14 protein-coding genes are annotated in these 17,494 nt (G+C 41.9%); 3 read left to right on the plus strand and 11 right to left on the minus strand.

Going from position 1 to position 17,494, the window contains the following annotated elements; all coding sequences use genetic code 11:
- Positions 1–27 precede the first annotated feature (27 nt).
- The 9 genes from CXF81_RS17680 to leuS all read right to left on the minus strand — a co-directional run bounded on the left by CXF81_RS17680 (position 28) and on the right by leuS (position 10,095).
- Positions 28–984 (minus strand): septal ring lytic transglycosylase RlpA family protein, encoded by a 957-nt coding sequence (locus CXF81_RS17680; RefSeq protein WP_101182714.1) that lies wholly within the window; start codon positions 982–984, stop codon positions 28–30.
- A gap of 30 nt (positions 985–1,014) precedes the next feature.
- On the minus strand, positions 1,015–2,094 hold the full coding sequence (rodA, locus tag CXF81_RS17685; protein ID WP_198556439.1) for a rod shape-determining protein RodA: 1,080 nt from the start codon (positions 2,092–2,094) through the stop codon (positions 1,015–1,017).
- A 28-nt stretch (positions 2,095–2,122) separates the two neighbouring features.
- Positions 2,123–4,087, minus strand: a complete 1,965-nt coding sequence (gene mrdA / locus CXF81_RS17690) for a penicillin-binding protein 2 (RefSeq protein ID WP_101182718.1) — start codon at positions 4,085–4,087, stop codon at positions 2,123–2,125.
- Between the two features lie 27 nt (positions 4,088–4,114).
- A complete protein-coding gene (gene rlmH / locus CXF81_RS17695; protein WP_101182720.1) occupies positions 4,115–4,585 on the minus strand; it encodes a 23S rRNA (pseudouridine(1915)-N(3))-methyltransferase RlmH in 471 nt (156 codons plus the stop codon).
- Positions 4,586–4,622: 37 nt separating this feature from the next.
- Positions 4,623–4,940, minus strand: coding sequence for a ribosome silencing factor (gene rsfS / locus CXF81_RS17700; RefSeq protein WP_101182722.1), 318 nt, complete (start codon positions 4,938–4,940; stop codon positions 4,623–4,625).
- A gap of 8 nt (positions 4,941–4,948) precedes the next feature.
- Positions 4,949–5,623, minus strand: coding sequence for a nicotinate (nicotinamide) nucleotide adenylyltransferase (nadD, locus tag CXF81_RS17705; RefSeq protein WP_101182724.1), 675 nt, complete (start codon positions 5,621–5,623; stop codon positions 4,949–4,951).
- A 3-nt stretch (positions 5,624–5,626) separates the two neighbouring features.
- A complete protein-coding gene (gene holA / locus CXF81_RS17710) occupies positions 5,627–6,658 on the minus strand; it encodes a DNA polymerase III subunit delta (protein WP_101182726.1) in 1,032 nt (343 codons plus the stop codon).
- Positions 6,658–7,305, minus strand: a complete 648-nt coding sequence (lptE, locus tag CXF81_RS17715; protein ID WP_101182728.1) for an LPS assembly lipoprotein LptE — start codon at positions 7,303–7,305, stop codon at positions 6,658–6,660. Before lptE ends, holA begins: the two co-directional genes overlap by 1 nt.
- 165 nt (positions 7,306–7,470) lie before the next feature.
- On the minus strand, positions 7,471–10,095 hold the full coding sequence (gene leuS, locus CXF81_RS17720) for a leucine--tRNA ligase (RefSeq protein WP_101182729.1): 2,625 nt from the start codon (positions 10,093–10,095) through the stop codon (positions 7,471–7,473).
- 336 nt (positions 10,096–10,431) lie between these two features.
- Here leuS and CXF81_RS17725 point away from each other — a divergent pair, with 336 nt between their 5' ends.
- Positions 10,432–12,846 (plus strand): Lon protease family protein, encoded by a 2,415-nt coding sequence (locus CXF81_RS17725; protein ID WP_198556425.1) that lies wholly within the window; start codon positions 10,432–10,434, stop codon positions 12,844–12,846.
- Positions 12,847–12,859: 13 nt separating this feature from the next.
- Here CXF81_RS17725 and CXF81_RS17730 read toward each other — a convergent pair whose 3' ends face one another.
- Together CXF81_RS17730 and yhbY are read right to left on the minus strand one after the other, a co-directional pair.
- Positions 12,860–13,642: an SDR family oxidoreductase gene (locus tag CXF81_RS17730; RefSeq protein WP_101182730.1), complete on the minus strand. Its 783-nt coding sequence runs from the start codon at positions 13,640–13,642 to the stop codon at positions 12,860–12,862.
- A gap of 97 nt (positions 13,643–13,739) precedes the next feature.
- The gene (gene yhbY / locus CXF81_RS17735; RefSeq protein ID WP_101182731.1) at positions 13,740–14,036 is read right to left on the minus strand and encodes a ribosome assembly RNA-binding protein YhbY; all 297 of its coding nucleotides are present in this window, start codon (positions 14,034–14,036) and stop codon (positions 13,740–13,742) included.
- Positions 14,037–14,587: 551 nt separating this feature from the next.
- Between yhbY and ftsH the strand changes: the two genes are divergently transcribed.
- Positions 14,588–16,516: an ATP-dependent zinc metalloprotease FtsH gene (ftsH, locus tag CXF81_RS17740; protein ID WP_101182732.1), complete on the plus strand. Its 1,929-nt coding sequence runs from the start codon at positions 14,588–14,590 to the stop codon at positions 16,514–16,516.
- A 141-nt stretch (positions 16,517–16,657) separates the two neighbouring features.
- On the plus strand, positions 16,658–17,494 hold the full coding sequence (folP, locus tag CXF81_RS17745) for a dihydropteroate synthase (RefSeq protein ID WP_369828737.1): 837 nt from the start codon (positions 16,658–16,660) through the stop codon (positions 17,492–17,494).

Genomic DNA, 17,494 nt, shown 5'->3' on the forward strand with positions numbered 1-17,494 from the left:
GAAGTCAAAAATTGTTCGTTATTTTGACTAGCTTGATGGCACTGTTACTGGAAAAGCACTGTCGAAACCGATACTTTTCAGATCTTGGATTAACTTTTCAGCCTTTTGTTCATTTATTAATGGTCCAAGTCGTAGTCTATAGATATTATCAATCATAGGAGCGTCAGACGGTACTTGATATAGTCGCGCTAAACCTTCTGACAATTCGATAACCGTTTTTTGATTAGAGAAAGCGGCCACTTGAACAAATATTTGATCTGGCTTGCTATCATTTGCTATTGCTGCAGCCAAAGTCCTAGAAATTGGTGGTGCTGCAGATTCGACTTCTACTCGGTCTTCTAAGGTCGTTTTGGTATTCAGCCTAGCTACCATTACTGGTGAATTCTCGCCTTGCTCTAAAGATGGTGGTACGTCCGGTTGCTGAGGTTTACCGGCGCCAACAGTCATTACACCAGCTTCATCGACATGCACTACCTGAACTTTGACATTAGCAACACCCGTCGACAAAACATCTAATTTTTTTGCTGCTGCGTAGGATAAATCGATGACTCTACCTGGATGAAAAGGACCTCTGTCGTTAACCCTAACAATAGTGACTCTTTGGTTATCCAGATTAGTGATCTTAACAAACGAAGGAAGAGGTAGGGTTTTATGTGCCGCCGTCATGGAAAACATATCGTATATTTCGCCATTGGAAGTCAGATGACCATGAAACTTCTGTCCATACCAAGAAGCCTGTCCATATTCTTCAAAACCCTTGGCTGTGCGCATTGGCGTATAATATTTGCCAAGCACAGTATACGGACGAAAATTAGCCGGCGCGTACTCTTCATATCTTGGCGTAGCATCAACAAGCGCCAGTTCAGCATAATGAAATTCAGGCACACTGTCCTGTTTTTGTGAATATCGACTATTGCTTACACTACAAGCACTTAAACCCGAAACAGCAAATATCAATATTGTGTAATTTTTTAGCGCATTCATTCCATGGATACTTTTATTAGGGTTATTAATCTATCGCGACATTAATCGCTTTTGCGTGCTAATTGACATTAGAATACCAAAACCGGCTAACAACGTCACCATTGAAGTTCCGCCATAACTGATAAGTGGCAGGGGAACACCAACAACGGGCAATAAACCAGAAACCATGCCCATATTAACGAACACATAAACAAAAAAAGTCAGTGTTATGCTGCCAGCGAGCAATTTACTAAACGCATCTTGGGCATGATTTGCGATCATTAATCCGCGAATAATGATGCACATATAAATAAATAATAGTCCTATAACGCCAATTAGACCAAACTCTTCACTAAAAACCGCGAAGATAAAGTCAGTGTGTCTTTCAGGCAAAAATTCAAGCTGTGATTGAGTGCCTTGCAGCCAGCCTTTGCCACTCACTCCACCTGAGCCGATGGCAATTTTTGATTGGATAATATGATAGCCAGCACCCAGTGGGTCACTTTCTGGGTTCAAAAAGGTGAGAACACGTTGTTTTTGATAACCCTGCATCAAGAAAAACCACATTATTGGTGCAAAAGCGCCGCCCAACGCACTAATGAAAAAGATTAAACGCCATGTCATACCTGACAGAAAGAGTGCAAATATACCGGAACTAGCAACCAATAGACTGGTGCCTAAATCAGGTTGTTTCGCAATTAGAATAGTGGGAATAAAAACAATTATAAAACCAATTGCGATGTTACGAGAACGCGGTGGCATATTAAATTTACTGATATACCAAGCGACCATAAGTGGCACGGCTAGTTTCATTACTTCAGATGGTTGAAAACGAATCACACCTAAGTCTAACCATCGCTGCGCACCCTTACCTATCACTCCTACTAGTAGCACTAGGATGAGCATAATAAGCCCAAAGCTATAAAAGTACACCGCCAAACGTCGGTAAGCCATCGGTGGAATTTGGGCAAGAATAAACATCACGATCAGGGCAATTCCCAAACGAGTTAGCTGCCTGTTTACTAAGTTCCAATCTTGTCCTCCGGAGCTATAAATGGTCACAAGGCCAATACCCATGAGGCACATAAGTGCAAACAATAAAAAGCCATCAACATGCAGACGTTCCAACATCGTCGTTTTTATAGTTGTAAATTTAGCTTCAGCCACCGCTTGTCTCCGTCGTAATTATGGCAGCAGTATTGGCTGATACACGTGCTTGACTGATACTATCTGACGCATTCTTTTTGGTTTTCAAAGCAATACCGTTTGGCTTTACTTCACTAAAGTAGTAATCCATTACGACCCTTGCTGCCGGTGCAGCATTTGAACTACCGCCGCCAGCATTTTCGATAATTACCGAAATGCTAATTTCAGGGTCGACATAAGGTGCGTAGCCAATATACATTGCATTATCTTTTAATCTGGCCGACACATTTTCTTCGTCATATTCAGCGTCTTGAGCAACTGAAAAAAGTTGCGCAGTTCCGGTTTTCCCCGCTGACACATAATCGGTATCTTTAAACGCACCACGCGCAGTTCCATGGCTACGATTTACGGTACCATATAGCGCATCTAGCACGATATCCCAATTGTATTCATCCACGATGGGTATAGGCGACTGTATTTCAACGGGCAACACATCTACGGCTCCCTCAACCATGTAACCTTTGATCAGGCGAGGAGTGTGGCGCTGCCCTTTATTAATCAGGAAGTTTAGCGCTTGTGCTAATTGCAATGGGGTTGCGTTCCAGTAACTTTGACCAATCCCGACTGGGATCGTATCACCAATATACCAGGGTTCATTAAATCGAGCTCTTTTCCAACCTCGGCTAGGCATATTAGCGCTGGACTCTTCTAGTAAGTCGATGCCAGTGTGTCTACCAAAGCCAAATAACTGCATAGATTCGCTAATCCGATCTATACCTAACTTATAGGCTAAGTCGTAATAAAAAATATCACAGGACACTTCAATCGATTTTGTGACGTTAACCGTGCCATGCCCATACTTCTTCCAATCGCGCCAAACATGATCTACGTTTTTCAATCGATAGGTACCGCGATCATTTATTTCGGTGGTCTCGTCAATCACCCCCTCTTCAAGCCCGACAAGTGCTAAAAAAGGCTTAATAGTCGATGCTGGAGGATAGCGTCCTTGCGTCGCTCTATTTAGCAAAGGACTGTCTTTGGACGCCAGAAGCTTATTATATTCTTTTTGACTGATGCCATGCACGAACAAATTGGGATCATAGCTTGGACTGCTATACAACGCCAAAACGCCACCATCATTTGGATCTGTAATAACCACTGAACCTCTTCTTCCAGCGAGCACTTCCTGTGCTTTTTTCTGTAAATTAATATCGATATTTAGCACAATATCTCGACCAGGCAAAGGAGGTTCAAAACTCAGGACACGAATAACTCGGCCTTGATTATTAACTTCAACCTGTTGATAGCCAACTTTACCGTGAAGTGTTTTTTCGTGAAACTTTTCGACACCCTGTTTACCCATATCGTGCGTAGCAGCATAGTTTGCAAGTTGATCATCTTCATCAAGTCTGACTAGCTCTTTCTTATTTATTTTTGCTACGTAGCCAAGCATGTGGGTTAACGAGTCTTTGAAGGGATAATAACGCGATAATCTTGCCTCGATACTGACACCCGGAAATTGGTGTTGTTTGGCGGAGAAAAGAGCCACTTCGTCATGTGATAGTTGTTGCCTAACAGAGACAGGTTTAAAGCGTCGTTGGCGTCTAATATTACTTTTAAATTCTTTGACTTCGCTATCAGTTAATGACATCAGTGCTGACAGTTGCTTGATTGTTGCGTCCAGATCGCCAACCTCTTCGGGCGTTATCTCTAGGCTAAATACCGGTTTGTTTTCCGCTAGGATCTCGCCATTTCGATCGTATATAAGGCCACGATTCGGTGCAACCGGCACCACTTTAATGCGATTACCATTGGAGCGTGTTTGATAGTCTTCATACTGGACAACTTGCAACTGGTATAAGTTTATAATAATAATCGACATAAGAACGCAAACAAATACGATAGAGACAACGGTGCGTCTGGCAACCAGATTAGCTTCTGCTGTGTGATCTCTAATTATTTGACGCTTTGGTGGCATATAATACTCTTGGCTCTACAACCTACTTTATTCTCGGTGGTATGGATGATTTTGAGTCACTGACCAAGCGCGATAAATGCTTTCAGCTACAATGACTCTTACCATAGGATGAGGTAAGGTCAATTTTGACAGTGACCATTTTTGCTCTGACGCATGTTGGCATTCTTGTGATAGTCCTTCTGGACCGCCAATCAAGAGGCTGATATCGCGCCCATCCATTTTCCATTTTTCTAACTGTTCAGCGAGCTTTGGCGTACTCCAGCTTTGCCCCAGCACTTCAAGTGTGACAATTTTGTTTCCTTTAGGAACTTGTTGTAAACACCGTTGACCCTCATCAATAAGAATGCGCTTTACGTCAGCGTTTTTGCCTCTTTTACCTGGCGCTACTTCCGTAAAATACAATTGGCAGTCAGCCGGAAATCGTCGAACGTACTCCTGAGTGCCTTCGACAACCCATTTAGGCATTTTGTTCCCGACAGCGATAACTTGTATGCGCATCTTTTATGACACCAAAATTGCAGTGTTTATTTTTAGGCTACTGCCAAAGCTTCTCTAACTGATAGAAGTCGCGGCTTTCGTCTCGCATTACATGCACTACAATGTTGCCTAAATCGACTAATACCCATTCACCTGTTTGTTTACCTTCAACGCTTAATGGAGGAATGTCTGCAGATTTCATTTCAACGACAAGATTTTCAGCTATAGATGAAACATGCTTTTTAGAGTTTCCTGAGCACACTATTAGCGTATCGGTCACGGTAGATTTACCTTCAACATTTATTTGTACAATATCTCTGGCTTTCATGTCTTCAAGTTTGTCTATGACAAATTGAACGAATTCACTTTGATTCAATGTTATTCCTATGATTGGTTCTGTTCGTATAATTGATGTTGTTTTATATATCTAAACACCTCTAAAGGCAATATTTCGCCCGTTTCCAACTGTCGATAGTCCTTCTTTTCGATTTTTTCTCGAATTAGAGTTGAAGACACCGCAACTGATGGAAAATGGCAAGACACAACAATTCCGCTCTTTGTCGATAATGCCTGCTTATCTGTTAAGGATACCGCATGATGGGGCCCACATGAAATATATTGCGTCACTTCCGGTAATCTTTTTAACGGCTGGTTGTTTCTGTTCAATACTATAATATTACAAAGCTGCAATATTTCCTGCCAACGATGCCAAGTTTCAAGCGATTGAAAGGAGTCTGTACCCATCACGAAATAGGGCGTTTGTTGATTATTTTTTTTAAGTTTTTGTAAGGTGTTAACGGTAAAACTCATCTCACTTTTTTCTAGTTCCATATGCTCTACATACAGCGATGGTTCTAGCTTACAAACAATCTCTAACATTGCTAATCGGTGCTGGTTACTAATTTTTAGGGCTTTTTTATGCGGCGGAATATTACACGGCAGCAAGCCTACTTTGAGAATATCAAGTGCCTGCATAGCCTGTTTTAAGGGCTTAATATGACCCCAATGCGGCGGATTAAATGTGCCACCAAAAAGTGTCATATTCTGAGGATTAGTCATTGTTTAATTTAACGGCATATTTTGCAGTGGTGCTGGTAAAAACAACAATGCCAAATGACTTAACAGTATATATGGCCTTGCAGTTGTTTCACTTTTTAAAATAAGGTCTGCTTGTTGTAAGTGAGTGTTCAATAAGCTGATGTGACTAGGTGTGAGTCGTCGCAACGCATTTTGATATAAGGCTTGTTTATTTTGCCATATACGTAGCTTCATAAAGTTAATATTACCTTCCAGACTCTGCATTGCTTGGCATTCAGCCAATGTTTGAGCTTCTTTTATCAAATTCCATAGGATAATGTTAGGCTCGACGCCTTCGCTTTCTAAGCGATATAAAATTTTAATTGCTTTTTGAATGTCACCAGTGAGTAAATCGTCAACAAATTGAAATACAGTGAATCGAGATTGATCAACCATGCATGCTGCGAGTACTTTTTCATCCACTTGTTGCCCACTGTCAGCATATATCAGTGCCAGTTTTTCAATTTCTTGTTTTGCAGCAAGTAAGTTGCCTTCACTAAAATCGGCTAAAAGGTTCACCCCTGCTGGGCTGATATTTACCTGTGATGCGCGGCAACGTTGTTCAATCCATTGCACTAATTGTTTTCCTTCAAGGGGATAACAAATTGAAAAGATACCCTGCGAATCCAGTGCTTTAAACCATTTTGCTTTTTGTACATCTTTGGCAATCTTAGGGCCTTGAATTAATATCAAGATGTCAGGCGACGGGTTTTCAGCAATTGCGGTAAGTACTTTGCTGCCCTCTGCTCCCGGTTTACCATTTGGTAGCGTCAATTCAATATACTGTTTGTCAGAAAACAATGACATTGTTTGGGTCGCTTCGATGAGTTGAGACCACGAAAAATCAGTATCAGCAATCAATGTTTGACGTTCGTCGAAGCCTTGCGACTTAGCCACAGCACGAATGCTATCAATCATGTCTAGTTTCTGTTGAGGTTCGTCACCAAACACTAGCATAAATGGTGCCAAGCCTTGCTGTTCAATATGTTGCTTAAATCGATTCGGATAAACTTGCATCAGGGCTTGTTTACCTTAATTTTTGCCGCTTCTCTGGTTTTTCTAGCTTCAATAGAGACCAACGCTTGCGTATATTGACTCGAGAGTAATCGGATCATTCGGTCAGCTGACTCGGTTCGCATTTCATTGAGCACCAATTCTAGTTCTCGTGACTTGGCGAGTACTTGGTCTGGATCGTCTTGATATTCTCTGGCCACAGTCATGAAAGCATCAATGGGTTCGGCAAAAGGGAAGATAACTTCATAACTCACAGAATAAATCAGCTCGTATTCAGCCACTTGGCCACTTGCAAATACAGACAGTAAACGGCGTTCAAGTGCCTCAGGCTGTAATTTTATTATCACCACGGTCGTTGGCTCAATACCTAGTGGAATTGTTTTTTCGCCAACAATACTTTCCAACTGATAGACTGGAAGTCTTTTGTCCAGCGCTCTGGATAGCGGTAAATAATCAAATTGAGAAAGTATAACCACGTTAGTCAAATAACTTGGTAATGCCTGGGAACCACGTAACTTAAAACCACATCCTTGCAGAACAACGGCCACTATTACACTGATAAAAGCCAATTTTGACTTTTTAATCATTGCGCAAACAATGCTCACCCATTTAGGTCGACTCGCGAAAACTTGGCTCAATCGGCTTATCAAGATCCTACTCCATTAATATTACCTAAAACGTTTTGGTTTTAGGCTTTTTCATTAGTACTTTAGGGTTAACGACTTCAGAAAATCGTATTAACAATACCGTATTAACAATATCACTATCCGTCGCTATTTAAATACCAAAGCTCAGTCCATAATATTGCTAAATAACTAGTTAGCGACAATATTCACCAATTTACCTGCAATATAGATGACTTTTCGTATGCTCTTCCCTGCAATGAACGGTTGTACATTTTCTTGCGCTAACGCTTCGTGTTTTGCTTGTTCACTGCTGATGTCAGTTGCGACCGTCATTTTCGCGCGCACTTTACCGTTAACTTGAACAACAATCAGTTTTTCATCTTCTACTAACGCAGAGGCATCGACGAGAGGCCACGGTGAGGTTTGTAATTCGCCTTTGCCGCCAAGTAACGACCAAAGGTGTTCGCAAATGTGCGGTGTAATTGGGTTAAGTAACTTAACCATTGCCATCAATCCTTCGTGCAGAAGCGCAATATCATTGTTATCCTTTATCTCAGCTTTCTGTAAGCTATTTAATAATTCCATGACCTTGGCTACTGCCGTGTTAAAAGTTTGTCTGCGACCTAAATCGTCAGTGACTTTTTCAATCGTTTGATGAATTTCTCGACGCAACGTTTTCTGCGACTTATGTAGCGAAGTGATATCTAATGCTGGCACTGCGCTTTTAGTCTCGCATAATTGCGCATGTTCATTAGCCAAGCGCCAAAAACGTTTCAAGAAACGGTTTGAACCCTCAACGCCTGAATCAATCCACTCAAGGGTTTGCTCAGGTGGCGCGGCAAACATAGTGAATAATCTCACCGTGTCAGCGCCATAAATGTCGATAACTGCTTGGGGGTCAATACCGTTATTTTTTGACTTGCCCATTTTGATCATACCCGCGTGCTGAACTTCAGTACCGTCAGCTAAAGTTGCCTTGGCAATCCGACCCTTGTCGTCTTTTTCAACAGTAACGTTGGTTGGTGCATGCCAGATTTCTTTACCTTTTTCGTCCTTAGTAAAAAATGCATCAGCTAATACCATGCCTTGGCATAAGAGTTTTTTGAATGGCTCGTCGCTATTAACCAGTCCTTCATCACGCAACAGTTTGTGAAAAAAGCGGGCGTATAATAAATGCAAAATAGCATGTTCAATACCGCCAATATATTGATCAACAGGAAGCCAGTAATTGGCTTCTTTGGGATCAAGCATTGCGTCAGATGGGGCTGAGGCATAACGAGCGTAATACCATGAAGACTCCATGAAGGTATCAAATGTATCCGTTTCCCGTGTGACTGGCTGACCATTGTGTGTTGCTTTTGCCCATTCTGGATCGGCTTTGATTGGCGATTTTACGCCGTCCATTATAACGTCTTCAGGCAATACAACCGGCAAGTCTTGTGCATTGACAGCATAAGACTTACCTTTTTCATCAGTAACAACAGGGATCGGCGCTCCCCAATAACGTTGACGTGATACACCCCAGTCGCGCAGACGATAATTAATCGACTTCTTTCCTTTACCCAATGACGCTAGTTTATCAGCAATGGCATCAAAACCATCTTGGAACGATAAACCACTGTATTGAGCTGAATTCATTAATGTGTTTTTTTCGGTGTAAGCTGCGTTATCGATATTAGCAGTGTCGGCATCGTGGGCCTTAAACACGACGACTTGTAAAATAGGTAATTGGTATTTAGTCGCGAACTCCCAATCTCGCTGATCGTGAGCAGGTACTGACATTACAGCACCTGATCCATAACTCATCAGCACAAAATTGGCTATCCAGATGGGTATTGTGTCACCAGTTAATGGATGAATAGCAGTCAAACCTGTCGACATACCTTGCTTTTCCATTGTTGCCATGTCGGCTTCAGTGGTTTTAGTATTTTTGCAATCGTCAATAAATGCGGTCATATCTGAGTTTGCCTTTGCCATTTCTAAGGCAAGAGGATGTTGTGCTGCAACCGCAAGATAAGTTGCGCCATAAAGTGTATCTGGTCGAGTGGTGTAGACTTCAATCTGACTAATGCCGGCCGTTTCAGTTGTTAAGTCAAATGTAACGTCGACACCTTCAGAGCGACCAATCCAATTTCGTTGAGCGGTAACGACTTGTTGCGGCCAATCGCTTAGCTTGTCCAAATCGGCCAATAGTTGCTCAGCATAATGCGTGATCTTAATAAACCACTGCGGGATCTCTTTTTGTTCAACCAGTGCACCAGAACGCCAACCACGGCCATCAATGACTTGTTCGTTTGCCAATACAGTTTGATCAATTGGGTCCCAGTTCACGGTGGCGTTTTTCTTGTATACCAAGCCTTTGTCAAATAAACGAGTAAAAAACCATTGTTCCCAGCGGTAGTAATCCTGTTTGCAAGTGGCTAGCTCGCGACTCCAATCATAGCCAAATCCGAGTGAATTTAGTTGGGTTTTCATATAATCAATATTTTGATAAGTCCATTTGGCCGGTGCTGATTTGTTGTTAATAGCCGCATTTTCTGCCGGTAAACCAAATGCATCCCAACCCATCGGCTGCAGAACATTTTTTCCCTGCATACGATGAAAACGACTAACAACGTCACCAATAGTATAATTCCGAACGTGCCCCATGTGCAGACGCCCACTTGGGTAGGGGAACATCGACAAACAATAGAATTTTTCTCTACTATCATCTTGCTTAGCAGCAAAAATTTGGGTTTCATCCCAATGCGTCTGTGCTGCTTTTTCAACGGCTTGCGGATTATATTGATCTTCGTGTTGGTCTGTATTGGCCATTTAAGTGTGTATCTCTGGGCATTTTATTATTTTATTCTGTATAGAATACCTTGTTGGAGGGGCATGCGACAATAGACGAAATGGATAAAGGACGTCAAAAGCGGATCATCTGGCGTTATTTTTAGGATTTCGTATAGCTGATGATTTGAGCTGTTGTTAAAATATACAACGATATGCTCAGAAAATGCTTAAAACGATAAATCGACACAAAATTACAGCAATCTGCTAGCACATCAATTACCATGCAAATAGAAAAGCAAAAAGCGCAAACTCACAGCTCAACAAAATAATCATCACAATATTTATAAACTGAAAAGAAAGAAGAAAAAAACAGATATGGTTGCGAAACTCACTTCAGTTCAAAACATCACTCATAAGCTGAGCATTGCAGCAGCTGATCTTAGCGCTGGTGTCGACAACGATATGTTCAATAAAGCGATGCAAAGCCAAGCTGGTGAAACCGCATTAATTGGACAAAATCGAGCCAAAGAGGCCTTGGGTTTTGGTTTAGGCGTGAACTCTACAGGTTATAATCTGTATGTAATGGGAGAGCAGGCGACTGGCCGATACACCTTGGTGCATAACTTCATTAATCAGCGGGCACATCAGCAACCAACACCTAATGATTGGTGTTATTTGAATAACTTTGATGATGAACGCCAACCTATTGCGCTACAACTGCCAACAAGCCAAAGTAAAGGCTTTGTTGAAGACATCGAGAGCTTACTTGATGAATTAATGGATACCTTTCCAGCGGTTTTTGAAAATCCAAGTTATCAGCGGCGCAAAGCAGCTATTACGCGGGCGAACGAACAACGCTATGATAAAGCTATTGATGAAGTTGAAAAAGTTGCCCTGAGTAGAGGCGTAGCGCTAATTGAAAGTGATGGCAGTATCAGCTTTTCACCCATCGTTGATGGAAAACCAATTACTGACGCCGACTTTGCACAACATGGTGATGATGAAAGACAGCTTTATTACGACCTCATTGATGAACTTGAGGACTGTTTAAGCGAAGCACTCATTGAGGTGCCATTATGGCAGCGCAAAAGTGCTGAACAATTGCGCAAACTAAAGCGTGAAACTGCAGAGCAGGGCATTCGCCCATTGCTAAAAGAACTAGAACACAAACATGCAGCAGATATTGCAATATTAAAGCATTTAAAGCAGCTAAAACCGCACTTGATTGACACGGTAACGGAGCTGTTAGTACCAGAAAGTAAAGAAGATAAGTCGGACAATTTTGATAAACGAGCTATTTTGGTCGATACCTATGTACCAAATGTACTCATAAGACATGCAATTGACGCGGGTGCGCCGATTATTTATGAAGCCAATCCAACACATCAAAATTTGTTTGGTAAAATTGAATACACCAGTGTTCAAGGTAGTGTTTATACCAATTATAGAATGATAACCCCGGGCGCTTTGCATAAAGCGAATGGGGGTTATTTGCTGCTTGATGCCGACAAACTGGTTGATCAGCCCTATGTATGGGAATCATTGAAACTGGCGTTAAAGTTCGGTCAGTTAAAAATGGAATTGCCACAACAAGACGTGGGAATGGTTAATTCAATCACGCAAACCCCACAAGTCATTCCCCTTAAAGTAAAAATCATACTATTGGGTTCTCGAGAGCTCTACTATGCATTGCAAGATTACGATGATGAATTCAAAGAGTTGTTTAGAGTTTTAGTCGACTTTGATCATGAAATTCCACTTAACCAGCAAAACTTAAATGACTTTGTTGCACGCGTAAAAGCACATGTACAACATATTGGTTTACAAAGCATTGATGCTGACGCGATGCGCAGGCTCTTGGAACACAGTTTACGCCTTGCTGAACATCAATCAAAGCTCAGCGCAAGATTTGCTGATGTGATTGAGTTGATTAATGAAGCACATTATTTTTGTCTTCAGCAGCTGCAGGGCCAACTTCAAGCGATCCATATTGAAGCTGCGTTAGCGGCTAAGAAAAATCGCACAGGACGCGTCAGTGAGTCATTGCTAGAAGATATTAAAGAAGGACATGTCCTGATTAATACCGATGGACAAGCTGTTGGCAAAGTAAATGGTTTGACCGTACTTGAAGTTGGGGATACGGCTTTTGGTACTCCTGCTCGCATAACTTCAACGGTATATGCTGGTTCTAGCGGTGTAGTCGATATTGAACGTGAAGTGGAATTAGGCCAGTCGATACATTCCAAAGGCGTCATGCTACTCACCGGTTTCCTTGGCCATAAATACGCACAATTTTTTCCACTGACGTTGTCTGCTAATATCGCATTGGAACAATCATACGGCTACATTGATGGCGACAGTGCATCGTTAGGCGAATTAGTGGCTTTGATTTCGGCCTTAACTGAATTGCCTGTCGAGCAAGGGTTAGCGGTAACTGGTTCAATTAACCAGTATGGTGAAGTACAAGCAATTGGCGGTGTAAACGAAAAAATTGAAGGCTTTTTTTCATTGTGTTTACAGCGCGGATTGAATGGTAACCAAGGTGTTATTATTCCAAAATCAAACGCCTTAAATTTGGTCTTGGATAATGAAATTATTGAGGCTGTTAACCAGGGACTGTTCCACGTTTATGCGGTCAGTTCGGTTGATGAAACCTTGTGTTTATTGATGAAAAAAGAAGCGGGAGAGCTAAACGTGAAAGGACGCTATCCCAAGAACAGTATTCACTACCAAGCGGTTAATCGTCTATATAACATTGCTAACATTGTTAACGGTGGGCAAGACGAATAGCTCATATACTGTGTTATTTGGGTGGCATTCTTAAGGCGCCGTCTAAGCGCACCGTTTCGCCATTTAAATACGCATTTTCAGCCATATGCAATACCAATTTGCCGAATTCTTCTGGCAAACCCAAGCGTTTCGGAAATTGTACGTTGTGCACTAATGCGTCCTGAACTTTTTCAGGCATAGCAAGTAGCATAGGCGTACCCATTACACCCGGTGCGATAGTATTAACGCGAATGCCTAACGGGGCTAAATCCCTTGCCATGGGCAAACATAAAGCAATAATGCCCCCTTTACTCGCGGCATAAGCAGTTTGTCCTATTTGACCTTCATAACCAGCAACTGACGCTGTGTTAACAATCAAACCACGTTCGTTAGCTTCGCCTAGTGGCGCGTTTTTGGCCATCGCACCTGCCGCAACACGAGAAACATTAAACGTACCGATCAAATTAATATCAATCACCGACCTAAAGTTTGCTAATGGCATTGCTTCGCCTTCGCGATCAAGTATCCGTTTGGCGGGCGCCACACCAGCACAATTGACGCATAGCCGGATCTCTAATTCGCCTCTCGCAACTTCAGCCACCGCATTCTCAACGCTAACATCATTGCTTACGTCTACTTTATAAAAGTGACAAAACGCAGTGCCAAACTCCTCAACTCGTTGTTGACCCATCTCCTCATTTAAATCAAAAATGGCGAGGTGATAGCCAGCCTCACGCAAAACAGCAGCGGTAGCATATCCAAGTCCCGAGCAACCGCCGGTTACAATGGCAATACTGTTTGTGTTTTTGGTCGTCATATAAACCTCATATTGTTAATTTTGGGTGAGTTTAACCACTCAAGCGTTTTCGCCTGAGTGGTTAAACTGATGATGAGTTAACGGCAGAACAAGGCGATTATCGCTTAGGAATACTGATTTTTCTCTCGTCGCTTTGACGATACATTACCAGTACATGTCCAATCGCTTGTACTTGTATTGCTTTTGTTTCGCCAATTATAGCGTTCATGATGAGTTGTTTTTCTTCTTTATCATCACTTGGTACTTTTACTTTAATTAATTCGTGAAAACCAAGTGCGTTTTCAATTTCGGCTAAAACGCCCTCAGTCAACCCGTTATTTCCTAATTGGACAACTGGTTTCAATGGGTGGGCAAGGCCTTTTAAATACTGTATTTGTTTATTTGATAAATTCATTTGTTGTCTTTTGTAACGATTAGTTTGTGGTAAACACCTTGAAAAAACATATTCTACCTTTATATATACAACAATCCAAATCAGATTCGTCATTGTTGATAAAAAAGAAGCGCAGTGCGAGTCGCGGATGACAGTAAAAAGTGGTTTTTGGGCGTATTTTTGACTGTAAGAAGGAACAAAATACTAAACCTTATGCAGCGTACGCTAAATAACGCTGTATGACTAAGAACAGATATTGAATTCACTGTTGGCAATAACGTCATTGTTTCGCTTTTATCGCGTAGTGTGTCAAATGCGAGTAATAATTCAACAGTAAATCAAGGTGGCTATATTGCTTGATGTGAACTAGCATTAAGTATGTGGTAACGACTGTTATAGCCCAGTGGATGCTTTGCAACGAAAACAGAGTCATTCTAAGTGCAGTAATGTGCAGCGTGATTGTAGCGAAGGGTTTTAAATTATAGTAATCTCGGTGTCATCTATTTTTTCGTGATCCACGTATAGATGTTTTACGGGCAATTCCAGATTCATTTTATTAGAGGTAAGTAGCGTTGAGCGACATGGCAAAGAATCTCATTTTATGGCTCGTCATAGCAGTAGTGCTAATGATGGTGTTTCAAAATATATCTGGCTCAGAGAATACGACAAATAAGCTTGCTTATTCATCATTCTTAGAGCAAGTCAAACGTGGTGACATAAAAGAAGTTACGATTGACCAATCTACTAATGAAATACGTGGCGTGCGTACTAATAACGATACATTCGTTACGCAAATTCCATACTTAGATATGAAGTTAATGGATGAGTTGCTATCCGACGGTAATGTGATCGTCTCTGGTAAGAAACCAGAAGAACAATCACTGTTTGCATCAATTTTAATTAATTGGTTCCCAATGTTGCTACTGATAGGCGTTTGGATATTTTTCATGCGAAAAATGCAAGGCGGTGGTGGCGGCGGTGCAATGTCATTCGGTAAAAGCAAAGCAAAATTGCTCGGTGAAGACCAAATCAAAACAACGTTTGCAGATGTTGCGGGCTGTGACGAAGCAAAAGAAGATGTCTCTGAACTGGTCGAGTTTTTGCGTGACCCATCTAAGTTCCAAAAGCTGGGAGGTAAAATACCTAAAGGCGTTCTCATGGTAGGACCCCCAGGAACAGGTAAAACGCTGTTAGCCAAAGCGATTGCCGGTGAAGCGAAAGTGCCGTTTTTTAGTATTTCAGGGTCAGATTTCGTTGAAATGTTTGTTGGTGTTGGTGCTTCGCGAGTACGCGATATGTTTGAGCAAGCAAAGAAAGCATCACCTTGCATCATCTTCATTGACGAAATTGATGCTGTCGGCCGTAAACGTGGCGCAGGTATCGGTGGTGGTAACGATGAGCGTGAGCAAACGTTGAACCAAATGCTGGTTGAAATGGACGGCTTTGAAGGTAATGAAGGTATCATTGTGATTGCGGCAACTAACCGTCCTGACGTGTTAGACCCTGCATTATTGCGACCAGGACGGTTTGACCGTCAAGTAATGGTAGGACTGCCTGATATTCGTGGTCGTGAACAAATTCTAAAAGTACACATGCGTAAGGTCCCTCTGGGTGACAATGTGGAAGCATCCTTAATTGCTCGTGGTACGCCTGGTTTTTCTGGTGCGGATCTAGCAAACTTGGTAAACGAAGCTGCTCTTTTTGCCGCTCGTACCAACAAGCGTGTGGTCAACATGGAAGAGTTTGACAAGGCTAAAGATAAGATAATGATGGGCTCTGAGCGTAAGAGCATGGTTATGTCTGAAGAGGAAAAAACCAATACGGCATATCATGAAGCAGGTCACGCGATTGTAGGTCGTTTGGTTCCAAAACATGATCCAGTATACAAAGTATCGATAATTCCTCGTGGTAATGCACTAGGGGTAACGATGTACCTTCCTGAACAGGATAAGTACAGCAATTCGAGAGAAGAGTTAGAGTCGCGTATTGCCACTTTGTTCGGCGGTCGTATTGCTGAGGAAATCACCTTAGGTGCAGCAGGCGTAACAACTGGCGCATCGAACGACATAGAACGAGCAACTCAAATCGCGCGTAAGATGGTTACTTCTTGGGGTTTATCATCCAAAATGGGGCCCATTAATTACGAAGACGATGAAAATGAAAGGTACATGGGTGGCGGCAATCCAAAATCTGCAGAGACTGTTCGCGATATTGATGTTGAGATGCGATTACTTATTGACCGCAACTATGCGTTAGCTGAACAAATTCTGAAAGATAACATGGATATACTCGAAGCAATGAAAGATGCATTGATGAAGTACGAAACGATTGATGCCAAACAAATTGACGATTTAATGAATCGCGTTGAAGTCCGTCCTCCTGCTGATTGGGAAAAAGATGTCAAGCCAGATTCAAACAGACCATCGGGCGGTGCAACAATTAACGCCGGTGGCGAGTCAAAGGATGCACCATCCAGCGACCCGAGTGACGTAACACACTAGCTGCAGTGATTGATGAAGTAAAAAACGCTGGTTTATACCGGCGTTTTTTTATTTCTAAATTTATTGATATAAAAATTAACATGAATAACTTCTATTTAATCAACTTTAGAGGCGATATGAATCTTGACTCGTAAACATATGATCACATTTAGGCAACGCGAGATTAAATTTGATGTGCCTAAAGTAATGGGTATTTTGAATGTGACACCGGATTCATTTTCGGATGGAGGTCATTTTAGTACAGTCGAGACTGCTATGCGACAAGCTGAGTTAATGGTAAATGCAGGAGCTACATTTATTGATGTTGGCGGAGAGTCTACGCGCCCTGGAGCGGTGGCAGTTGCATTGCAAGAGGAGCTCGATCGGGTTATTCCTATAATCGAAAGCATTAGTAAACAGCTTGATGTCGTGGTGTCAGTTGATACCAGCAAGGCGCAAGTAATGATTCAAGCGGTGGAGAGCGGTGCGGGACTTATCAACGACGTAAGAGCACTGAGAAACGAAGGTGCGTTGAATGCAGCTATACACGCTGCTAATCATTTTAACGTCCCCAGTTGTTTAATGCATATGCAAGGTAAACCTCAAAATATGCAACATAAGCCACACTATGGCGGCGTTGTTGAAGATGTGCTTGGTTTTTTTGAGCAGCGTATACAAGAGTGCACTGATGCGGGACTCAATTATCAACATATCTTGATTGATCCTGGTTTTGGCTTTGGCAAAACATTGGATCACAATTATCAAATTCTGAAAAATTTACAAAAATTCAATAAATTTGAGGTGCCTTTATTAGTGGGTATGTCGCGAAAATCGATGATTGGGAATTTATTACAAAAAGATGTTAATCAAAGGTTGGCAGGAAATATTGCCACTGCTACTATTGCCGCCCTTGCGGGAGTTGAGATTATCAGAGTACACGATGTTGATGAGACAATGGACGCTATCAAAATCGTGAATAAACTACACAGCGTGGAATAA

This window comes from Glaciecola sp. 33A, from assembly GCF_002836745.1.
Lineage (GTDB): Bacteria > Pseudomonadota > Gammaproteobacteria > Enterobacterales > Alteromonadaceae > Glaciecola.

Bases quoted from the DNA above. Each gene is read 5' to 3' on its own strand.
- CXF81_RS17680 (WP_101182714.1), bottom strand. From the start codon at position 984: ATGAATGCGCTAAAAAATTACACAATATTGATATTTGCTGTTTCGGGT.
- rodA (WP_198556439.1), bottom strand. From the start codon at position 2,094: ATGTTGGAACGTCTGCATGTTGATGGCTTTTTATTGTTTGCACTTATG.
- mrdA (WP_101182718.1), bottom strand. From the start codon at position 4,087: ATGCCACCAAAGCGTCAAATAATTAGAGATCACACAGCAGAAGCTAAT.
- rlmH (WP_101182720.1), bottom strand. From the start codon at position 4,585: ATGCGCATACAAGTTATCGCTGTCGGGAACAAAATGCCTAAATGGGTT.
- nadD (WP_101182724.1), bottom strand. From the start codon at position 5,623: ATGACTAATCCTCAGAATATGACACTTTTTGGTGGCACATTTAATCCG.
- holA (WP_101182726.1), bottom strand. From the start codon at position 6,658: ATGCAAGTTTATCCGAATCGATTTAAGCAACATATTGAACAGCAAGGC.
- leuS (WP_101182729.1), bottom strand. From the start codon at position 10,095: ATGGCCAATACAGACCAACACGAAGATCAATATAATCCGCAAGCCGTT.
- CXF81_RS17725 (WP_198556425.1), top strand. From the start codon at position 10,432: ATGGTTGCGAAACTCACTTCAGTTCAAAACATCACTCATAAGCTGAGC.
- CXF81_RS17730 (WP_101182730.1), bottom strand. From the start codon at position 13,642: ATGACGACCAAAAACACAAACAGTATTGCCATTGTAACCGGCGGTTGC.
- yhbY (WP_101182731.1), bottom strand. From the start codon at position 14,036: ATGAATTTATCAAATAAACAAATACAGTATTTAAAAGGCCTTGCCCAC.